This window comes from Thiosulfatihalobacter marinus (assembly GCF_016019955.1).
GTDB lineage: Bacteria > Pseudomonadota > Alphaproteobacteria > Rhodobacterales > Rhodobacteraceae > Shimia > Shimia marinus_A.
On sequence record NZ_JAECRZ010000012.1, the window covers coordinates 1 to 15,843 of the forward strand.

At 61.3% G+C, this 15,843-nt stretch carries 9 protein-coding genes and 1 pseudogene; 1 reads left to right on the plus strand and 9 read right to left on the minus strand.

All coding sequences use genetic code 11. The annotated features are described in order from the left end of the window. Positions 1-937 precede the first annotated feature (937 nt). Both scpB and I3253_RS15530 read right to left on the minus strand, forming a co-directional pair. The gene (scpB, locus tag I3253_RS15525) at positions 938-1,552 is read right to left on the minus strand and encodes an SMC-Scp complex subunit ScpB (RefSeq protein ID WP_197918799.1); all 615 of its coding nucleotides are present in this window, start codon (positions 1,550-1,552) and stop codon (positions 938-940) included. 2 nt (positions 1,553-1,554) lie between these two features. After that, positions 1,555-2,439, minus strand: coding sequence for a DUF1403 family protein (locus I3253_RS15530; RefSeq protein ID WP_197918800.1), 885 nt, complete (start codon positions 2,437-2,439; stop codon positions 1,555-1,557). Positions 2,440-2,595: 156 nt separating this feature from the next. On the opposite strand from I3253_RS15530, the gene I3253_RS15535 reads away from it, so the two are divergent. Continuing rightward, positions 2,596-3,693, plus strand: a complete 1,098-nt coding sequence (locus I3253_RS15535) for a tyrosine-type recombinase/integrase (protein ID WP_084353840.1) — start codon at positions 2,596-2,598, stop codon at positions 3,691-3,693. Between the two features lie 97 nt (positions 3,694-3,790). Here I3253_RS15535 and I3253_RS20740 read toward each other — a convergent pair. The 7 genes and pseudogenes from I3253_RS20740 to I3253_RS15570 all read right to left on the minus strand — a co-directional run. Further along, positions 3,791-5,149 (minus strand): annotated as a pseudogene (locus tag I3253_RS20740) (ParB/RepB/Spo0J family partition protein); the annotation flags it as partial. A 179-nt stretch (positions 5,150-5,328) separates the two neighbouring features. Further along, positions 5,329-6,540, minus strand: coding sequence for a plasmid replication protein RepC (gene repC / locus I3253_RS15545; RefSeq protein ID WP_037954835.1), 1,212 nt, complete (start codon positions 6,538-6,540; stop codon positions 5,329-5,331). A 213-nt stretch (positions 6,541-6,753) separates the two neighbouring features. Continuing rightward, entirely contained in the window at positions 6,754-7,683 is a 930-nt protein-coding gene (gene repB, locus I3253_RS15550) for a plasmid partitioning protein RepB (protein ID WP_100161449.1), read from the minus strand. After that, on the minus strand, positions 7,667-8,860 hold the full coding sequence (gene repA, locus I3253_RS15555; RefSeq protein WP_009827042.1) for a plasmid partitioning protein RepA: 1,194 nt from the start codon (positions 8,858-8,860) through the stop codon (positions 7,667-7,669). Before repA ends, repB begins: the two co-directional genes overlap by 17 nt. A gap of 192 nt (positions 8,861-9,052) precedes the next feature. Then, positions 9,053-9,964, minus strand: a complete 912-nt coding sequence (locus I3253_RS15560) for a DUF2493 domain-containing protein (RefSeq protein WP_009827041.1) — start codon at positions 9,962-9,964, stop codon at positions 9,053-9,055. 312 nt (positions 9,965-10,276) lie between these two features. Then, complete coding sequence (locus I3253_RS15565; RefSeq protein ID WP_009827040.1) at positions 10,277-11,323, minus strand: DUF7146 domain-containing protein; 1,047 nt, start codon at positions 11,321-11,323, stop codon at positions 10,277-10,279. After that, positions 11,320-15,717: a strawberry notch-like NTP hydrolase domain-containing protein gene (locus tag I3253_RS15570; protein WP_009827039.1), complete on the minus strand. Its 4,398-nt coding sequence runs from the start codon at positions 15,715-15,717 to the stop codon at positions 11,320-11,322. Before I3253_RS15570 ends, I3253_RS15565 begins: the two co-directional genes overlap by 4 nt. Between the last annotated feature and the right edge of the window lie 126 nt (positions 15,718-15,843).

Sequence of the window (15,843 nt, forward strand, 5' to 3'; positions counted from 1 at the left end):
GCAGCGCTCAGGCGCATAGCTTGTACGCCTTTTGTCCCATCAAACGATCAAATATGCACGCTCGGGCCTGTTACGCCGTTTGGCGACGGGGTGATGCACCGCGAGAAGTAAGCTAAAGGTGGGGGGCAGGGCCGATGGGTCCTGTGCCCCCAGCACAGTCCAAGAATTGTCGTAAACCTGTCACCGAGACCAAAAAATCTCGCTCCAGACTGCGTTAACATGCTGAAATAAATCACGCTACTGGCAGTCAGGGCGCACAAATCGTCGGTCTACTTGGGGAATGCGGGTTCAACTTTGAAGCCGCTGTTCCTACGCTGCGCAGCATTGAGTAAAGCGGGCTCCTACTTGCCTTTTGCTGCACACTACCCCAATGACCGCTATCCGGAAACAGCCCGCACTTTGCAAACATCGCTCCCTGCGCATTGCTGACTTTGGTGCTTGGTGCAGCATGGGGAGCGTTGAACCTGAGCCGTGAACGACCGCTTTCACATCTTTGACAAAATCCCCTTGCAGGTGCAGCGAATTCACACTTTCCGCCCATTGTGTTGAAAAACCCGAAAATCTGGCGGTTGTATTTTGCTGCCAGAATTCGGTGCTCCTGCCAAATTGAAGCCGAGTGCCCTGTGGAGCATCTGGGAGCGTCGGACATTGCCAACGCTGATCTTAGACCGACCCCCTCGACGAATTTTCGGAGAGGCCTTCTATGGACAAATTTTTCACCCATTTTCGCGAAAACCGGAGTTTTTCAACACAATCCGCCCACAACGACAAGGAGGGAATACCCTGTCGCCAATAGATGCATGAGGCTTCGTTTGCAAATCCTGAAACGATTATCTCTTTGTAATCGCGTGACTTTCTCGGCGTGCAGATGAATCGTTGCACCGCAAATGAAACGATAAGCAAAACGGCGGACTTCACCCTCTGCATCGGCAGCTGGTTACCCGTAATCGACTTGTGGAGCTTCGCCTACAACCCCCGCATCCGCCAACTGCTCCCGATCCGGAAGATCGCGAAGGCTCTGCAACCCGAAGGCGACAAGGAACTGCTCGGTCGTCACGAAGGTGTAAGGCGCCCCGCGCCGGGGTGACCTCGGCCCGGTCCCGATCAGCCCGCGCGCATGCAGCCGCCCGATCAGGTCGCGGCTGATCTCTTTGCCGAAGATATCCTTCAGCCCGTCGCGGGTGATCGGCTGGTGATAAGCGATGGCGGCCAGCACAGCGACGTCGAATTCGCTCAGATCGAGCAGTTGGTCCCCGACATCCGCCGCAGCGCGGATCGCGGGCGCATAGGCCGCCCGGGTCCGGAACATCCACCCGCCGGCCACCTTGGCGATCTCGAACACCCGCCCCTCCAGATCGGCGGCAAGATCCTCGACCAACAGGTCGACCGAAGCCCCCTGCCCCACGACCCTCGCCAGGTCTTCGCGCGGCACAGGGGATGCAGAGGCAAAGAGCACCGCCTCAATCCGGCGCATCCATTCCCGCCATCGCAGCTCCGGCGGTAAGTCAACCAACTCGCGGTCAAGCTCAAGGTCAGGTCGATCCTTCGCCATCCCTACACCCCGTAAAGCCGGAAGGTGTCGCGCCCGGTCAGCTCGCGCACCGCGCCGAGGTCGACCAGCCGGTCACAGAGCCGCCGCGCGGCGCGATCCGGCAAAGGCAACGCCGCAGGCGAGACCGCATCGCGGGTCAAAAATATCCCGACGGCCTCCCCGGCCCCCTTTGCCCGCAGCTTCGGTGCGACCGACTTCAAATGCGCCGCCCGACGCGCAAGGTCGGCGGCCTGCCGCACGGCGTCGACCGCCGACAAGACGAGCGCGCGATGAAAGGCCAGCCGCAAATCGTCCCCGCGCTTGCGCAGGTCCGCACGTTTCAGGCCCGCGGCGAATAGCGGCACGACATGATCCCAACCAAGCGCCTGGGCGAGGGCGGCGTCCGCGAGGATCAACGCCGGGACTTCGGCACGGGGTGCCTCCGTCAGGACAGCATCCAGCACCAGTGCTGCTCGTTTGATCGGCGCCCCCTCCCCCGCATCGAGCCACGTCGCGATCTGGCCCGGCTCGAAGGTCGGCAAGGCTCGGCCCAGAGCCTTGACCGACACCGGCCGCTCCACCGCGCGACGCCAGGCAAGGCAGGTTTCGCCCGCCGGTCCGGGCAGATCGCAGGGGCGCAGAAGGTGCACCGCATCACGCAGCTCCCGTGCCCGCTCTGGTCGGCCAGAGAACGCGACACAAGCCTCCGCTGCGCGAAGCGCCAGCCGGTCCCGTAACAACGCTTGGGGCACCTCCTCGTGTCCCAACACAAGATGCAGGTGGTTCAGCGCAGCACCCGACAAAAACGCAACATCTTCAAGGGTTTCAGCGCATGCAGAGGTGACCCAGGCGGGCATCCGGGGTAACGTGTCGAGGTCGATGATGTGATCCGGCCGGGCAAATGTCATACCTGAAGCCTACATCAGCGCGGCGCTTTCTTCCAGAAAATAGCGATCTAACCGCCCCACCCCACCGGTCTCCACCGTGTCCAATAAGTTTGCATTATCGGACATCAAGAGATATGCTAGGACGCAGTTTAATTTCACCACCGGATTCACTGGAAAATGCCCTCAGAGGACGAGAAGTCGACATCATCAAACTCTGGTGCGTTTTGTATCGCTCAGAACGGCGACAGCGATCAAGAAAAAAGCGACGACATCTCCCTACCCGCCCACGTCGCGGGATCCGGCAGCCTTGATCGCCTGGTCGACGCCGCCCGAGATTATGCGCGCGCCGCAGCTTCTGACAATACGCTGAAAGCCTATGCCAAGGATTGGGCGCATTTCGCGCGGTGGTGTCGGATGAAGGGCGCGGAGCCTCTGCCCCCGTCGCCTGAAATGATCGGGCTTTATCTCGCAGACCTGGCGTCCGGAGCGGGCCCCTCCCCTGCCCTATCGGTCAGTACCATCGAACGTCGCCTCTCCGGCCTTGCCTGGAACTATGCGCAACGCGGCTTTGTCCTCGATCGTAAGAACCGCCACATCGCAACAGTGCTGGCCGGGATCAAACGCAAACACGCCCGTCCGCCGGTGCAGAAGGAAGCGATCCTGGCCGAGGACATCCTCGCGATGGTCGCCACCCTGCCCTACGACCTGCGCGGGCTCAGGGACCGCGCCATCCTGCTCCTCGGGTACGCCGGCGGGCTCCGCCGCTCCGAGATCGTCAGCCTGGATGTCGGAAAGGACGACACGCCCGATTCAGGCGGCTGGATCGAGATCCTCGACGACGGCGCCGTGCTGACGCTCAACGCCAAGACCGGCTGGCGCGAGGTCGAGATCGGTCTGGGATCGTCTAACTCCAGCTGCCCTGTGCATGCGCTCGAGCAGTGGTTGCACTTCGCCAGGATCGACTTCGGGCCGGTCTTTGTCGGCACCACTCGGGGTGGAAAGAAGGCCCTGGAGACAAGGCTGAACGACAAGCATGTCGCGCGGCTGATCAAGCGAACGGTCCTGGACGCCGGCATCCGATCCGAACTGCCCGAAAAGGAACGCCTGGCACTGTTCTCTGGCCATTCTCTGCGCGCAGGTCTCGCCAGTTCGGCCGAGGTGGACGAGCGGTATGTGCAGAAGCACCTTGGCCACGCTTCGGCACAGATGACCCGCCGCTACCAACGCCGCCGCGACCGCTTCCGCGTGAACCTGACGAAAGCCGCTGGATTGTAATCTTGCGAACTGTCATCCTGTCATTAATCCTTGGCCGGTCTGAGCTGATGAAGTCAAGAAGATCTGCATCTTCAGCCTGCTCGGTGTCGGGAACGGGCTCAGGCAAGGGCTTCAACGCACCATCGTCCTCGTCGTCGCGTGCGTTCGCGCCAAGCGCTTGACCAGCAGAAGTGATTTCCGTACCGTGGCCGATACCATCCGCGTAACTCCCCGTTGAAAGCTCAGCGCCCTGCTGTCGGTTCACAGCTGAAGACATCAGCGTATTCCCGAGGCTCATCCTCGGGCCGGACAAAGCCGCGATTAACGACAAGCTCGCCATGCGATAAAGCGTCACAAAAGCCCCTGCCCGCGCGATCTCTTCATCGTCGAAGATCAACGGCCGAGTCTCGAGCTTCTCCATCGCAATTTCCAACTCGCCAAGTCGCGCGTCGACTTCCTCGGGGAATTCATCCTGGCCCTCGTATTCCTCTTCGAGCGCCCGGTATTCGGCAAGAAGCTTGGCATGGGCCGCGCCTTCGTCATCCGTCATCGGTGCCGGGTCTCCGCTCAGCCGCCGCAAACCGTGGCTGTAGCCATAGGGCAGGTCGAGCGAGACCTCGATCCATTTCCAACCTTCGGTCGCAATGGCTTCGGCTTCAGCCTGAAGCTTCTCGCTGACCAGACGATCGAACAGGGCGGGGTCTTCCAGCCAGCCGCCGTCATCGCCCTGGAAGAGGTCGTGCAACATGGTGCCGCCAGCAGACTCATAGGCATCGATGCCGACAAAGACAGCACGACGATCGGATGCCCGCACCGAGGTTTCCGTCAGCATCCGCCGGATCTGATAGGGCTCCTTGTTCCAGGACGAGCGGATCGCCTCCCAGACCTGAACCTGGCGCTCATGATCCGGGTTAACCGTCAAGGCCATCAGCTGCTCCAGCGTCATTTCATCCTCGGCATAAAGCTCGAGCAGGGCAGGGGCCACGACGGCGAGTTTCAAGCGCTGTTTGATCACCTGCGGCCTGACGAAGAAGGCGGTTGCGATCTCTTCGTCGCCCTGACCCTTCTCCTGCAGCGCCACGAAGGCGCGGAACTGATCGAGTGGATGCAGGACAGCGCGCTTCATGTTCTCGGCGAGCGAGTCGTCTTCGGCGAGGATCGTGGACTTCGCATCCCGCACGAAGCAGGGAATGGGCGTCGTCTTGGCCAGGCGCTTCTGCTTCACCAAGAGTGACAGGGCCTGGAAGCGCCTACCGCCAGCGGGTATTTTGAACTTGCCTGTCTCGGACCCATCATCCGCCAGAACGGGCCGGACGCACAGGCTTTGCAGCAACCCGCGGCGGGCGATGTCTTCGGCCAGTTCCTCGACCGAGATGCCGGCCTTGATGCGCCGGACGTTGGACTGGCTCAGCACGAGCTTGTCGAAGGGAATGTCCCGGAACGGGGACTGGGTGACTTTCTGGGCAGGTTTCGCCATCAGATCTCCTCCACGACGGGCGCCGGAAGCCACTCTTCCGATCTCACTTCCCGTCACCCTCAAACCAACAACCCTTTCCCTCTCATATTCTGACGCTCGCGAGGCAGGACTTTAACAGCTGTTAAGTCGACAGTCCCGAGGTGGCGGAAAAGTACGCAGTCTCTCAACCTTAACAGCTGTTAAGCTGCAGATCGTCGCCCAATCAATGCCATGACCATCGGCCCACAGGAGAACTCGCCGGCCGCAGCTTTGGCAGTCAGAGCTCGCAAGTATCCACCAGGCGATCTTATGTCGGCGAAGCGTTCCAGCATCGCAGCAACGACGATCGACGCTTGCTCCGGACCCATGAACCGCTGTGCTTCTTCCCATGCAGACGCACTGATCCCCATGGCTGGCCGCACATGGCCCGCCGCATCGAAAAGCTGATGCCAATGCCGGATCTCACCTTGGTAGAAGGTCTTCAGCGAGGGACATGCCGCTATCACTAGGTGAAGCGGGATCTTTGGCAGATGTCTTGTGTCCTGTTCATCAACGTCAGCCACCGGCTCATTCGTATCCACATCTGGCACACCCGCCGCCGCTCCGCTTTTTTCTAAAGCCGGCTCAAAATCTATAGATTCTTTATTTGAATTATGATGGTGACGCTCAGATTGGGCATCATTGGTGTTCATTTCTTCTGTTTCAGGGCCATCAATGATGTTGCGTGCCTGGTCAAGGAGAGCTTCAAGATCGGCTCGATAGGCCGCGAGGTCCTCAATTGAAAGCTTGCGGCGAAGCGCGCGGGCTGTGAGGGCAGCCTTGTCGCGAAGCTGATCCCAGAAGCCTAGGCCTGGCTGCATCTCGTCTCCGAACTCGGCGAGGGCCGCGAGATCGCGTCGCATGAGGCTTACGACCTCTCTCAGGCGCCTGACGCGCTCCTCAGCCTCACGTACGGCCTCTGCGGCCCGTGCTATCTCCTCGGACTGGCAGTAGAGCGGGGAAAGATCGAAGCCAAAGGCGACGCGGTCTTCGCCGTGCTTGCGGACGTAGCGCTTCCCATTGGGGCTATCGCGCCGCTGGAGCAAGCCAGCCTCGACGAGACGCGCGAGGTGACGACGCATCGTTGAGCACGGCATGCCATTCAGGCGCTCGCAGATCGCCTTGTTCGAGGGGAAGACGACCATCTCGGCGTTCCCGCCAAGCGCATCGTCCGGAAAGAAGCTGAGGAGCCCCTGCAAAACAGTCAGATCACGTTCCGAGACCCCAAAGGCCGCTTGCGCCTTGGAGAGCTCGCGCAGGAGTTCCCACTTGTTAACGGGTCTGGCCGGAACAGATGCCTCGGGTCGCTCGATGACGCGCAAATGAGCGTGCGAAATCGGCCGCATAAACGGCGAAATTGGTGTGTACTCCATGAAAATGTTCACGAAGACAAAAATTCTAGGGCCCGCGAATCGCTTTGCGCTTGCGGGGTAGGGGCCAGAACGCTACATTCAGAAGTGCGAAAACTGAGATTTTGTAGCGGGCTGATCCCGGTGCGAAACCTTACAAAGGTCTCGTGAAGCTAGCTTCTCGGGGCCTTTTTCTTTTTGCCTGTATCGTGCCTCCTTCTTGTTGGTTGCTCTTCCTCAGTCTTCTGAACGCTTCCAGCGCTCATGAAGCTCGGTAATCAGCTTTGGGGCATTGCCCTCCAACCAGCTGATAAAATCAGGTTCATCCGTAGTCAGATCGAGTTTAAGCTGCTTGCCTTGGCGGCTGGTCTTGACCGTCGCAGCTCCGACACCGGGGATCGCCAAAGCAGGCACGCCTTTTCTAGACGGGCTTGCTTTCTTCTCTGCGCTCTTCGCGGCTGCCAGAACTGCGAGAAACGCACGCTCAGAAACCTCATCGACCGAGCCGGAACTTTCGGACTTGGCTGCATGAGCTACGGCTTGCAGTTGGTCTCGATCACCGTCGTAGGCACCCAAAGCCTTTTTGAGCTCTTCCCATCTCGGGCGACCAATCCCGGGAGCCGCACCAATTGCCTGGATGAGTTCCTCGCCGACCGTCCGAACGACACTCAAGAGTTGTGAAACCCCGGCTTCGTGGAGGTTAAGGACTTCGGCGACACCTCGATTGGTGCGCTCAGCCCCTTCCAAATGATCACCGTCCAGAAGTGCCGTCGCAACGAGCGCACGCTCAATAAAGCTCAGATCACGACGCTCTTGGTTCTCGAGAAGCTGATCTCGAAGCGCTTGATCACTCTCAACCTCTGTGACGATGGCTCGAACTTTGATACCGAGTTCGCGACATGCTTCCAAGCGTCTGCGGCCATAGATCAGGTTGTAGCGATCGCCTTCCAGTGGGCGCACCAAGACGGGCACACGCTGACCGTTCTTGGAAATAGAGTTCTTCAGGCCCTCAACTTCAATCTGAAGCCTGTCATCCAACCGTCCTTCGGTAAGGATCTGCGCCGGATCGATCTCAAATACACCGCCACGCAGTCGGCGCCCTTCAAGAGCGTCAGGAGCGTTGCGAAGGGTCTGCAGCGGCAGGCCAAGTTTAGGCTTTCTTGCCATTCCGACCCCATGTGTTCTGGATGATTTCAGCGATCTCATCGTTCACTGCGTTCATGGATTCGATCGCACGATCAAACGTCTGACGCGTGAAGTCCTTTTTGTCAGCTTCGTAGAGCGTTTGCTTGGTCAAGCCGGCATCAGATATTGCGGTCGATTCAACCATGTGATTGGTCAGGACCGACCTCCCAAACAGCCCGCGAATGAAGGCGATGACTTCGGTTTGTGGCGCGTCGCCGACTTTGTATCGCGTTGGCAAGAAGCGCAGCCAATCGAAGCGCAGATTTGCGCCTGCATCCCTGATCACTCCCAGGAGATCCGCAGTCATTCGCAGGAATTGAGACATCGACATGAGGTCAAGCATCTGCGGGTGAACCGTCACGAGGACACCCGAGGACGCAGAAAGTGCTGACATCGTCAAGAAACCAAGCTGCGGCGGGCAGTCGATCACAACAACGTCGTAGTTTGCTTCAACACTATCGAGTGCGTCATGAACTCTCGCGAAGAACGCCTTCGCTCCGCCTCGCTGGATAGCAGCAGGCGTCTCGTGCTCGAACTCCATGAGTTCAAGGTTGCCCGGGATAAGATCAAGGCCGCGGATGTAAGTCTTGCGGATCACTTCGGCGATCGGAACCGGATCGTCGTAGCGAACGGCATCATAGAGGGTTCCGCCCTCCATAAGGTCGAGTTCTGGCTGGATTCCATGAAGAGCCGAAAGAGATGCTTGGGGGTCGAGATCGATCGCAAGAACCCTGTACCCCTTTAGCGCCAAGCGCTGAGCGAGGTGAGCAGACGTCGTCGTTTTGCCGGAGCCGCCCTTGAAGTTCACCACTGATATGACTTGAAGCTCGTCACCGTCGCGACGCCCAGGCACGTAAGTTCCAGACTTTTTTGCATTTCCTTCAAGCGTCTGCCGGATTTCCCAGATATCGTCGAGCGTATAGCGGCGATGACTTCCCGCCGTCGTCTCGACGTCAACGATCTTTCCTTCTCGATGAAGCTTCCGAAGATAGGTATGGTCGACGCCAAGGAGCTCAGCAGCTTCGCCGCTGGTCAAAGTGCGCATCACCTTCTTTGCATCTGGTGGGAAGTGCGCAGCGCGCTGAGCATGCAGGTTCGACGCGAGAAGTTCCGCGTAGTGCCCGATGGCGATATCAAGATCCTGTTCTGCTTCGCTCATGTCTGCCCCGATCCGTGGGCGCGTTTTTTATGTGACCGCGCGTTATTTTTCGAGACTATTGCCCGACCAGCCAGATTCGTGCAAGCACTTTCTAGATATTGCGTCGTGCACCAAGTCCACCACAAGGGTAGCGTTCCATTACTCCGAGGCTGTGGTCGTGCGGGATCTCCTGCGCGGTGCGTGAACCGGGGCCTAAGCCCCGATCCTCTTGATGCGGATGCCGAGTTTGCGGGCCTTGTCGACGATATTCTCGGTGATGCCCGAACCGGGCGTGGCGATCAGACCCTGGGGCATGGTCTCGAGCATCTTGTCGTTGCGCTTGAAGGGGGCAGCCTTGCCATGGCTCTTCCAGTCGGGTTTGAACGCCACCTGCGTGACACCACGGGTATCTGCCCAGCGGGCAGCGATCATCTCGGCACCTTTTGGTGTGCCGCCGTGTAAAAGAATCATGTCTGGGTATTTCGCATGGGTGGCATCGAGGACGGACCAGATCAGGTCGTAGGCGTGATAGTCCCCGCCCGAGAAGGCGATCCGCGTGCCTTCGGGGCAGTGAACCTCGGTCTCCTTGCGCCGCTTGGCCGAGAGATAGGCCCGGCTGTCCACCACGGCGGAGGTGAGACCGCGATGCGAGACCTTGGATCCGGTGCGGGGCAGCCAGGGTGAACCGGTGGCGGCCGAGAAGTGGTCCACGGCCAGATCGCGCATCTGCTCGAAAGCGTCGCGATGGTCCCAGAGCTTCAGCCCGATCATCTGGAGGCGCTCGAGTTCGACCGAGGCGACCTCGGAGCCGTCCTGGATGGCCAGACTTTCCCGGACCTCGAATTCGTTGTCATCGAGGAGCTTCTGGATATGGGTGAGCCGGCGATGGAAGATCGAGGTCAGGGACCAGAGCATCTCTTCGAGATTGTCTTCCAACTGGCTTCCGGTGAGGAGGCCGATGGTGGTGTCAAAGAGCGTCGCCATGGCGAGTTCGACCTCGTCGGGCTGGGGCAGGGGGCGATGATCGGTCTCGCCGGGCCCGGGCGTTGCGACGTGAAGTGCGAGGTGGTCGAGGATGGCGGAGGTCACGCCGGTTTCCTCTTGGATGTCTGTCTGATGGGGCATTGTCTGGTTCCTCTGTTTGATCTGACCCGATTTGGATGGGGCGATAACAGGACCGGCGGCGACCGGGCCGCATCCGTCAGGATCGGAGCGCAGCGGAGAATGTGACCCGGACCGGAAAATTGTTCCCGCGAGGAATGGCCCGCCACGGTCATGTGGTGGGGCAGGGGAATTTTCCGGGTAGCGGGCGCATTGCTGCCCGGGCGAGGAGCACTCTGCTCCGACCCGCCGGTCCATCGCTCCCCTTGTCCAAACGGGATCAGATAGAACCGGCGAAACCTTTGCCCGGTCAGGCATCCCCGGGGAGGTTGGCGGTCACCCGTCCTCGATCTCCAGACCTTGTGCTTTCATGGCCTTTAGCAGAGAACGGCGCAGCGCATCTTTGCCAAATGCCCGCAGATCGTCGTTGAAATCGCCCATGTTTGGTACGAGATCACCACAGGTAATTCCAAGCGATTCCAGTTGGTTAAGCAATCTTATTGATGCGTCGCGTCCAGCTTCGTCATTGTCCCGCGCGATCCAGATACGCTTGATCCTCGGCGGCGGGATGAAGAGGCCGAGATGGGTGGCAGTGAGACAGGAGGCGAGATCGAACTCGGGGAGAGCCGTGCCGACCGAGAGGGTGTTCTCGAGACCTTCACCGACGATGAGATCGCTGCGCGCCTTGCCGGACCAGAAGCGGATGGCATGGCCGTGCAGCTGTCCGAGGATCCGCTTCGGGCTCTCGATCTCGGCCAAACCGCCGGTGGACGGGTCGAGAAAAACCCTTGCGCATCCGGTGATCTGGCCGCGATTGTCGGTGATCTTTGCCAGTAGGGCAGGGGCCCGTTCCAGCAGATCGGGGTCGTCCTCGCCCTGCCGCAGGAAGACACGCGCGTGATAGCGCAGGGCCGGGCCGAGCCGTGTGATCCCGCGCCCCTGCAGATAGGTGGCGGCCAAGGTGCCAAACACCGGCTTGCCAGCAGCGAAAAGTTTGCGCGCCCGCGCGATGCGTTTGCTGGAGGCTGCATCCGGGCGCTCAGCCCTTTGGGTGTCTCGAGGTACGGCAGGGCAGGGGGCTTCGCCGAGGAAGGATCGAGCCTCCCTCAGGGTCTCCTTGAGCGTGACAGACCCAAGCCGTTCATGCAGCAGGTCGATCAGGTCGCCATATTCACCCGTCGCGAAATCTTGCCAGGACCCGGCTTTACGACCAACCTGCGCCTGCAGACGGATGGCGAGGCTCTGGCCCTTTGCACCGGACGTGTCGCCGACCTGCCAATAATTACCCAGCTTGCGCCCCTCGGGGAAATACTGGCGGCAGAAACTCTCGGCATGGTCTGCCAGATCGGCCGAGAGGTCCGCGATACTGTGGCGCGCGCTCATGCGGCGGCCTCCGATGTGCCGGCGCCAACTGGATGCTCGGCAAGGACCCGTGTCAGCACCTCGATGCCGTCGACCGGAATGAACACCCGCGTCTTCCACTGGATCACTTCCGTGAAACAGCCCATTGCCTTCAGTCCGGGCAGGGCCGCGCCTGAAGCACCTATCAGCTCAAGCCTCGGCTGCCCCATGACCAGCGACCGGCGCAGCTGATAGCCGCCGAGGAGGTTCAGCGTCGTCCTGGCTTCCATCACGGCGGCGAGCACTTCCCGCGGCGTCATCTCGATCTGGCAATCGAGACCAAGGCGTGCAAAGACATTGAGAAGCTGCTCCTGGCTGACCAGTCGACCGATGGCGCGCTCCCCATCCTCGGTCTGAAGGCGGTAGATGCGCATGTTGTCAGCGGGAAGCCGATCCCAGATCGGCAGGAGAAGCCCGCAGATGAGCGTAATCTTTGAGGTGGTGAACTCCGGCACTGCCTCGACCTCGGCCTGCCAGAGCTGTTCGAATATCGCATCATCGATCTCTTCCCAGTGCGACTTCGAGAACTCGGTCAGCGCGAGGATTTCTGTGGCCATCGGACGCAGAAGCTTCACCCGCAGGATCGGCACGCCGTCCTCGTCCATGAAGGCCGGCGCATTCACCATCAGCGCCGCGCGTTTGGAGGAGGTGTTCCAGCACAGCGTCGCGCCGTCCGTATTTGCGCAGATCGATTTGATCCGGGGCAGGGTGAGCGGATCGTTGCGATCGGTACGCTCCACGGTCAGCGCAGTTGCCGTTGCGCCCGTAGCCCCGTGCTCGAAGATGACCTTGCGGTCGACGATTTCGAATTTCTCGGCCTTGAGCGTTTCGAGGCCGACATCGAGCGTGCCTGCCTGGCGCGCATCTTCGATGATGGCCGAGAGGAACCCGCCGAAGGCCTCGAAGATCGCGTCCTGCATGTCGATGCGGAGCGCGAGGCAACGATTCAGGAACTGCTGGATCGGCGGCAGGGTCTCTTTCATCGTGCCATCCGCTTCATCGAGCGTCAGCCCAGTCATCTCCTGGAATTTCGCATAGGAGCAGGCCTCGATCTTACCCGCACGCAGCTTGTAGAAGAACTGGCGCAGCGCAGCGCGTGCGTAGGGGCTCTCAAGGTTGTCCTCGGCACGGAACATGTTCTGACCGCCGGTCTCGCGCTGTCCCTTGGTGATGGCACCCAGCGTGTCGAGGCGGCGGGCGATGGTGGAGAGAAAGCGCTTCTCGCCCTTCACGTCTGTGGCGACGGGGCGAAAGAGTGGCGGCTGCGCCTGGTTCGTGCGGTTGGTCCTCCCGAGACCCTGAATCGCATTGTCGGCCTTCCACCCGGGCTCCAGGAGGTAATGCACCCGAAGGCGCTGGTTCTTGGCCCCGAGATCGGCGTGGTAGCTGCGCCCGGTGCCACCCGCATCGGAGAAGATCAGGATGCGTTTTGCATCGTCCATGAAGGCCTGGGTTTCGCCGAGGTTGGAGGAGGCGGGGCGGTTCTCGACCTTGAGCCGCCCCTCACGCGTCTTGACGATGCGCCGCTTGCGCCCCGTGACCTCAGCCACTGCATCGCCTCCGAAATGCCAGAGGATCTGGTCGAGCGCGCCCTGCACCGGGGCGAGGGCCCCAAGATGCTCGACAAGATCATCCCGCCGCCGCTCCGCCTCGCGGCAGATGATCGGGTTGCCATCGCAATCGAGGGCGGGGCGCGAGCGCAGATCGCCATTCTCGTCGGTGTAAGGCTCAAAAAGCTGCGTCGGGAAGCTGTGCATCAGGTAGTCCATGATGTTCTCCCTCGGCGTGAAATCGACCTGCAGATCGTCCCAGTCCGAGGAAGGGATCTCTTCAAGGCGGCGTTCCATCACCGCTTCGCTGGTCGAGACCACCTGAATCACGGCCGAGTGCCCTGCTGCAAGGTCCGCCTCGATGGCGCGGATCAGCGAGGGACATTTCATGGCGGTGATGAGATGGTTGAAGAAGCGCTGCTTGTTGCTCTCGAAGGCCGAACGCGCGGCGGATTTCGCTTGGGCGTTCAGCGTGCCGGTCTCAGAAGAAATACCCGAGGCCTGAAGCGCTGCCTCAAGGTTGTTGTGGATGATCTGGTAGGCATCGGCGTAGCTGTCGTATATGGCGACTTGAGCGGGGCTCAGCTCATGGACCAGCATCTCGTATTCGACCCCGGCATAGGAGAGGGACCGCGCCAGATAGAGCCCAAGCGCCTTCAGGTCGCGCGAGATCATCTCCATGGCCGCAATGCCCCCGGCCTCCATCGCGGCGACGAACTCGGCCCGCGTCACGAAGGGGAAATCGCCGGTGCCCCAGAGACCGAGGCGCGAAGCATAGGCAAGATTGCCGACGACTGTGGCACCGGTCGCCGAGACATAGAGAACCCGTGCATCGGGCGCGGCGTTCTGCAGCGCGAGGCCAGCGAGGCCCTGCTGGGACGCCTTCTTGTCGCCGCGGTCGGACTTTTCTCCGGCAGCATTCGCCATGGCATGGCTTTCATCAAAAGCAATGACCCCGTCGAACCCATCGCTGAGCCAGGACGTGACCTGATCGAGGCGGGAGGCTTTGCCCTCACGTTCAGCCGAGCGCAGCGTGGCGTAGGTGACGAAGAGGATGCCCTCGGGCAGGCGGATGTCGCTGCCCTGGCGGAACTTCGAGAGCGGCACGATATCGCTTTCGCGTCCCCCGAGCGCTATCCAGTCGCGACGCGCATCTTCGATGAGCTTGTCGCTCTTCGAGACCCAGACCGCCCGTCGGCGCCCTTTGAGCCAATTATCGAGGATGATACCGGCAACCTGTCGCCCTTTACCGCATCCCGTGCCATCACCCAGAAACCAGCCCTTGCGCAGGCGAAACGCGCCTTCGTCGCCCTCGGCCGCCGCCATCAACTGGCCTTCGATCTCGCCGCGCTTGAACCAGCCCTTGAGATGCGTCTCATGCGCGTTGCCCGCATAGATGACACTTTCCAGCTGCGGCGCAGAAAGAAGGCCGTCCTGAACGAGGTTCTTCGGCAGGATGGGACGATAGGTCGGCACGGGCGGCGGCACCGAGGCCATGGCGGTGGATTGCACCAGCGCGGTCGGATGTTCCGCCGCGCCATCGATCCTGATCGCCTGAAGGTCATAGGCCTCGTAGACCGTGTCCTGCAGCGTGCCGTCGGGTTGGCTCCAAGCCTTCGGCAGGTAGTCGATCGGGGCCGTCGTGATATCGTCAAACGGGTGCCTTGCGCGTTCTTCGGCGAGGGCACGGGTTTCCTTGCGCGCGGCATTGCGCAGGGCCTGCAGGTTGGTGCGGGTCGAAGCGGTCGGAGCCGACAGGGCCGTACTGGTGGGGCAGGGCGAGGGGCTGTGGCGCTGCGGGCAGTGGGTGAGCACTGCGTTGAGAAGGTCGGCGGTGGTCGCGCAGATCGGATGGTAGACGGCCTCGCTTTCGACCGATGCGATCTCATCAGCGCCAGTCGCACGCTTGTCGATCACCGTCAGCCGTGTGTCGATCGTGGTGCCATGCCGCGCAAAGACCTTGCCGTCGATAGCGGCGGAAAATACCACATCGGCGCTTTGTGCGATCCGCTGAAACGTCGACTGAAAGGATTTCGTCGAGGGGCGGAAGCTCTCGCCGGTGATGACGACAAGCCGCCCACCCGGCGCGAGACGCGCTAGGGCGGACAGGACATGTTGGCTGGTGGCCTGCCGGAACCGGCCGTCGACATGGTTGGCCGCAGAAAACGGTGGGTTCATCACGATGACCGAGGGCGTGATCGACCGATCCAGCCGGTCATCGATCGAGGCGGCATCGTGATCCGAGACGACTGCACCGGGGAACAGATGTCCCAGCAGGGCGCGGCGGGTCTCGGCAAGCTCATTCAGCGCCAGGCGAGCGCCTGCAATCTTTGCGAAAATCGCCAGCAGGCCGGTACCGGCCGAAGGCTCGAGCACCAGGTCGTCGTCCCGAAAGCCCGCCGCCTGCGCAACGATGGCCGCGAGGGGCAGAGGGGTCGAGAATTGTTGCAGGCGGACACTGTCTTCAGAGCGCCGCGTGTGGGAGGGGGCCAGACCGGCGAGACGCTCGATCATGGTGAGAAATGCCCGCGGCGCGGATACCTGGCGCTGCATCAGCGCACCGTAGCGCGAAAGCATCAGGATCTGGGCGACCTCTGCGGCTTCGTAAGCATCCTTCCAGATCCAGGAGCCGCTGGTGTCGCTGGCACCGAAGGCTTGCTCCATCGCAGTGCGAAGGGCGGCGGCGTCGATGGACCTGCCCGCCTCGAACAGGGGGACGAGGGCTTTCGCAACCTGCATCAGGTGTTGGGCGAAGCCCGGAGCCTCTGGCAGGGCAGGGGCGTCGGGCTCGGTTGCAAGTTGGACGGAATGGGGGTGAGCGTTCATCGGCAATCTCCGGGGTTTAGGGTTGGCCCCAAGCCCCGCGCGCACTCTCTCACCCGGGAGGGGTCACCCCTCCTGCCCTGCCTCTCGCTCTTTCATGGCAAAGCCCCGGTGCGAATTCGCCCGTTA

What these genes read in the sequence shown, in the direction of transcription:
- scpB (WP_197918799.1), bottom strand. Translation starts at nt 1,552, where the DNA reads ATGGCGAAGGATCGACCTGACCTTGAGCTTGACCGCGAGTTGGTTGAC.
- I3253_RS15530 (WP_197918800.1), bottom strand. Translation starts at nt 2,439, where the DNA reads ATGACATTTGCCCGGCCGGATCACATCATCGACCTCGACACGTTACCC.
- I3253_RS15535 (WP_084353840.1), top strand. Translation starts at nt 2,596, where the DNA reads ATGCCCTCAGAGGACGAGAAGTCGACATCATCAAACTCTGGTGCGTTT.
- repC (WP_037954835.1), bottom strand. Translation starts at nt 6,540, where the DNA reads ATGGAGTACACACCAATTTCGCCGTTTATGCGGCCGATTTCGCACGCT.
- repB (WP_100161449.1), bottom strand. Translation starts at nt 7,683, where the DNA reads ATGGCAAGAAAGCCTAAACTTGGCCTGCCGCTGCAGACCCTTCGCAAC.
- repA (WP_009827042.1), bottom strand. Translation starts at nt 8,860, where the DNA reads ATGAGCGAAGCAGAACAGGATCTTGATATCGCCATCGGGCACTACGCG.
- I3253_RS15560 (WP_009827041.1), bottom strand. Translation starts at nt 9,964, where the DNA reads ATGCCCCATCAGACAGACATCCAAGAGGAAACCGGCGTGACCTCCGCC.
- I3253_RS15565 (WP_009827040.1), bottom strand. Translation starts at nt 11,323, where the DNA reads ATGAGCGCGCGCCACAGTATCGCGGACCTCTCGGCCGATCTGGCAGAC.
- I3253_RS15570 (WP_009827039.1), bottom strand. Translation starts at nt 15,717, where the DNA reads ATGAACGCTCACCCCCATTCCGTCCAACTTGCAACCGAGCCCGACGCC.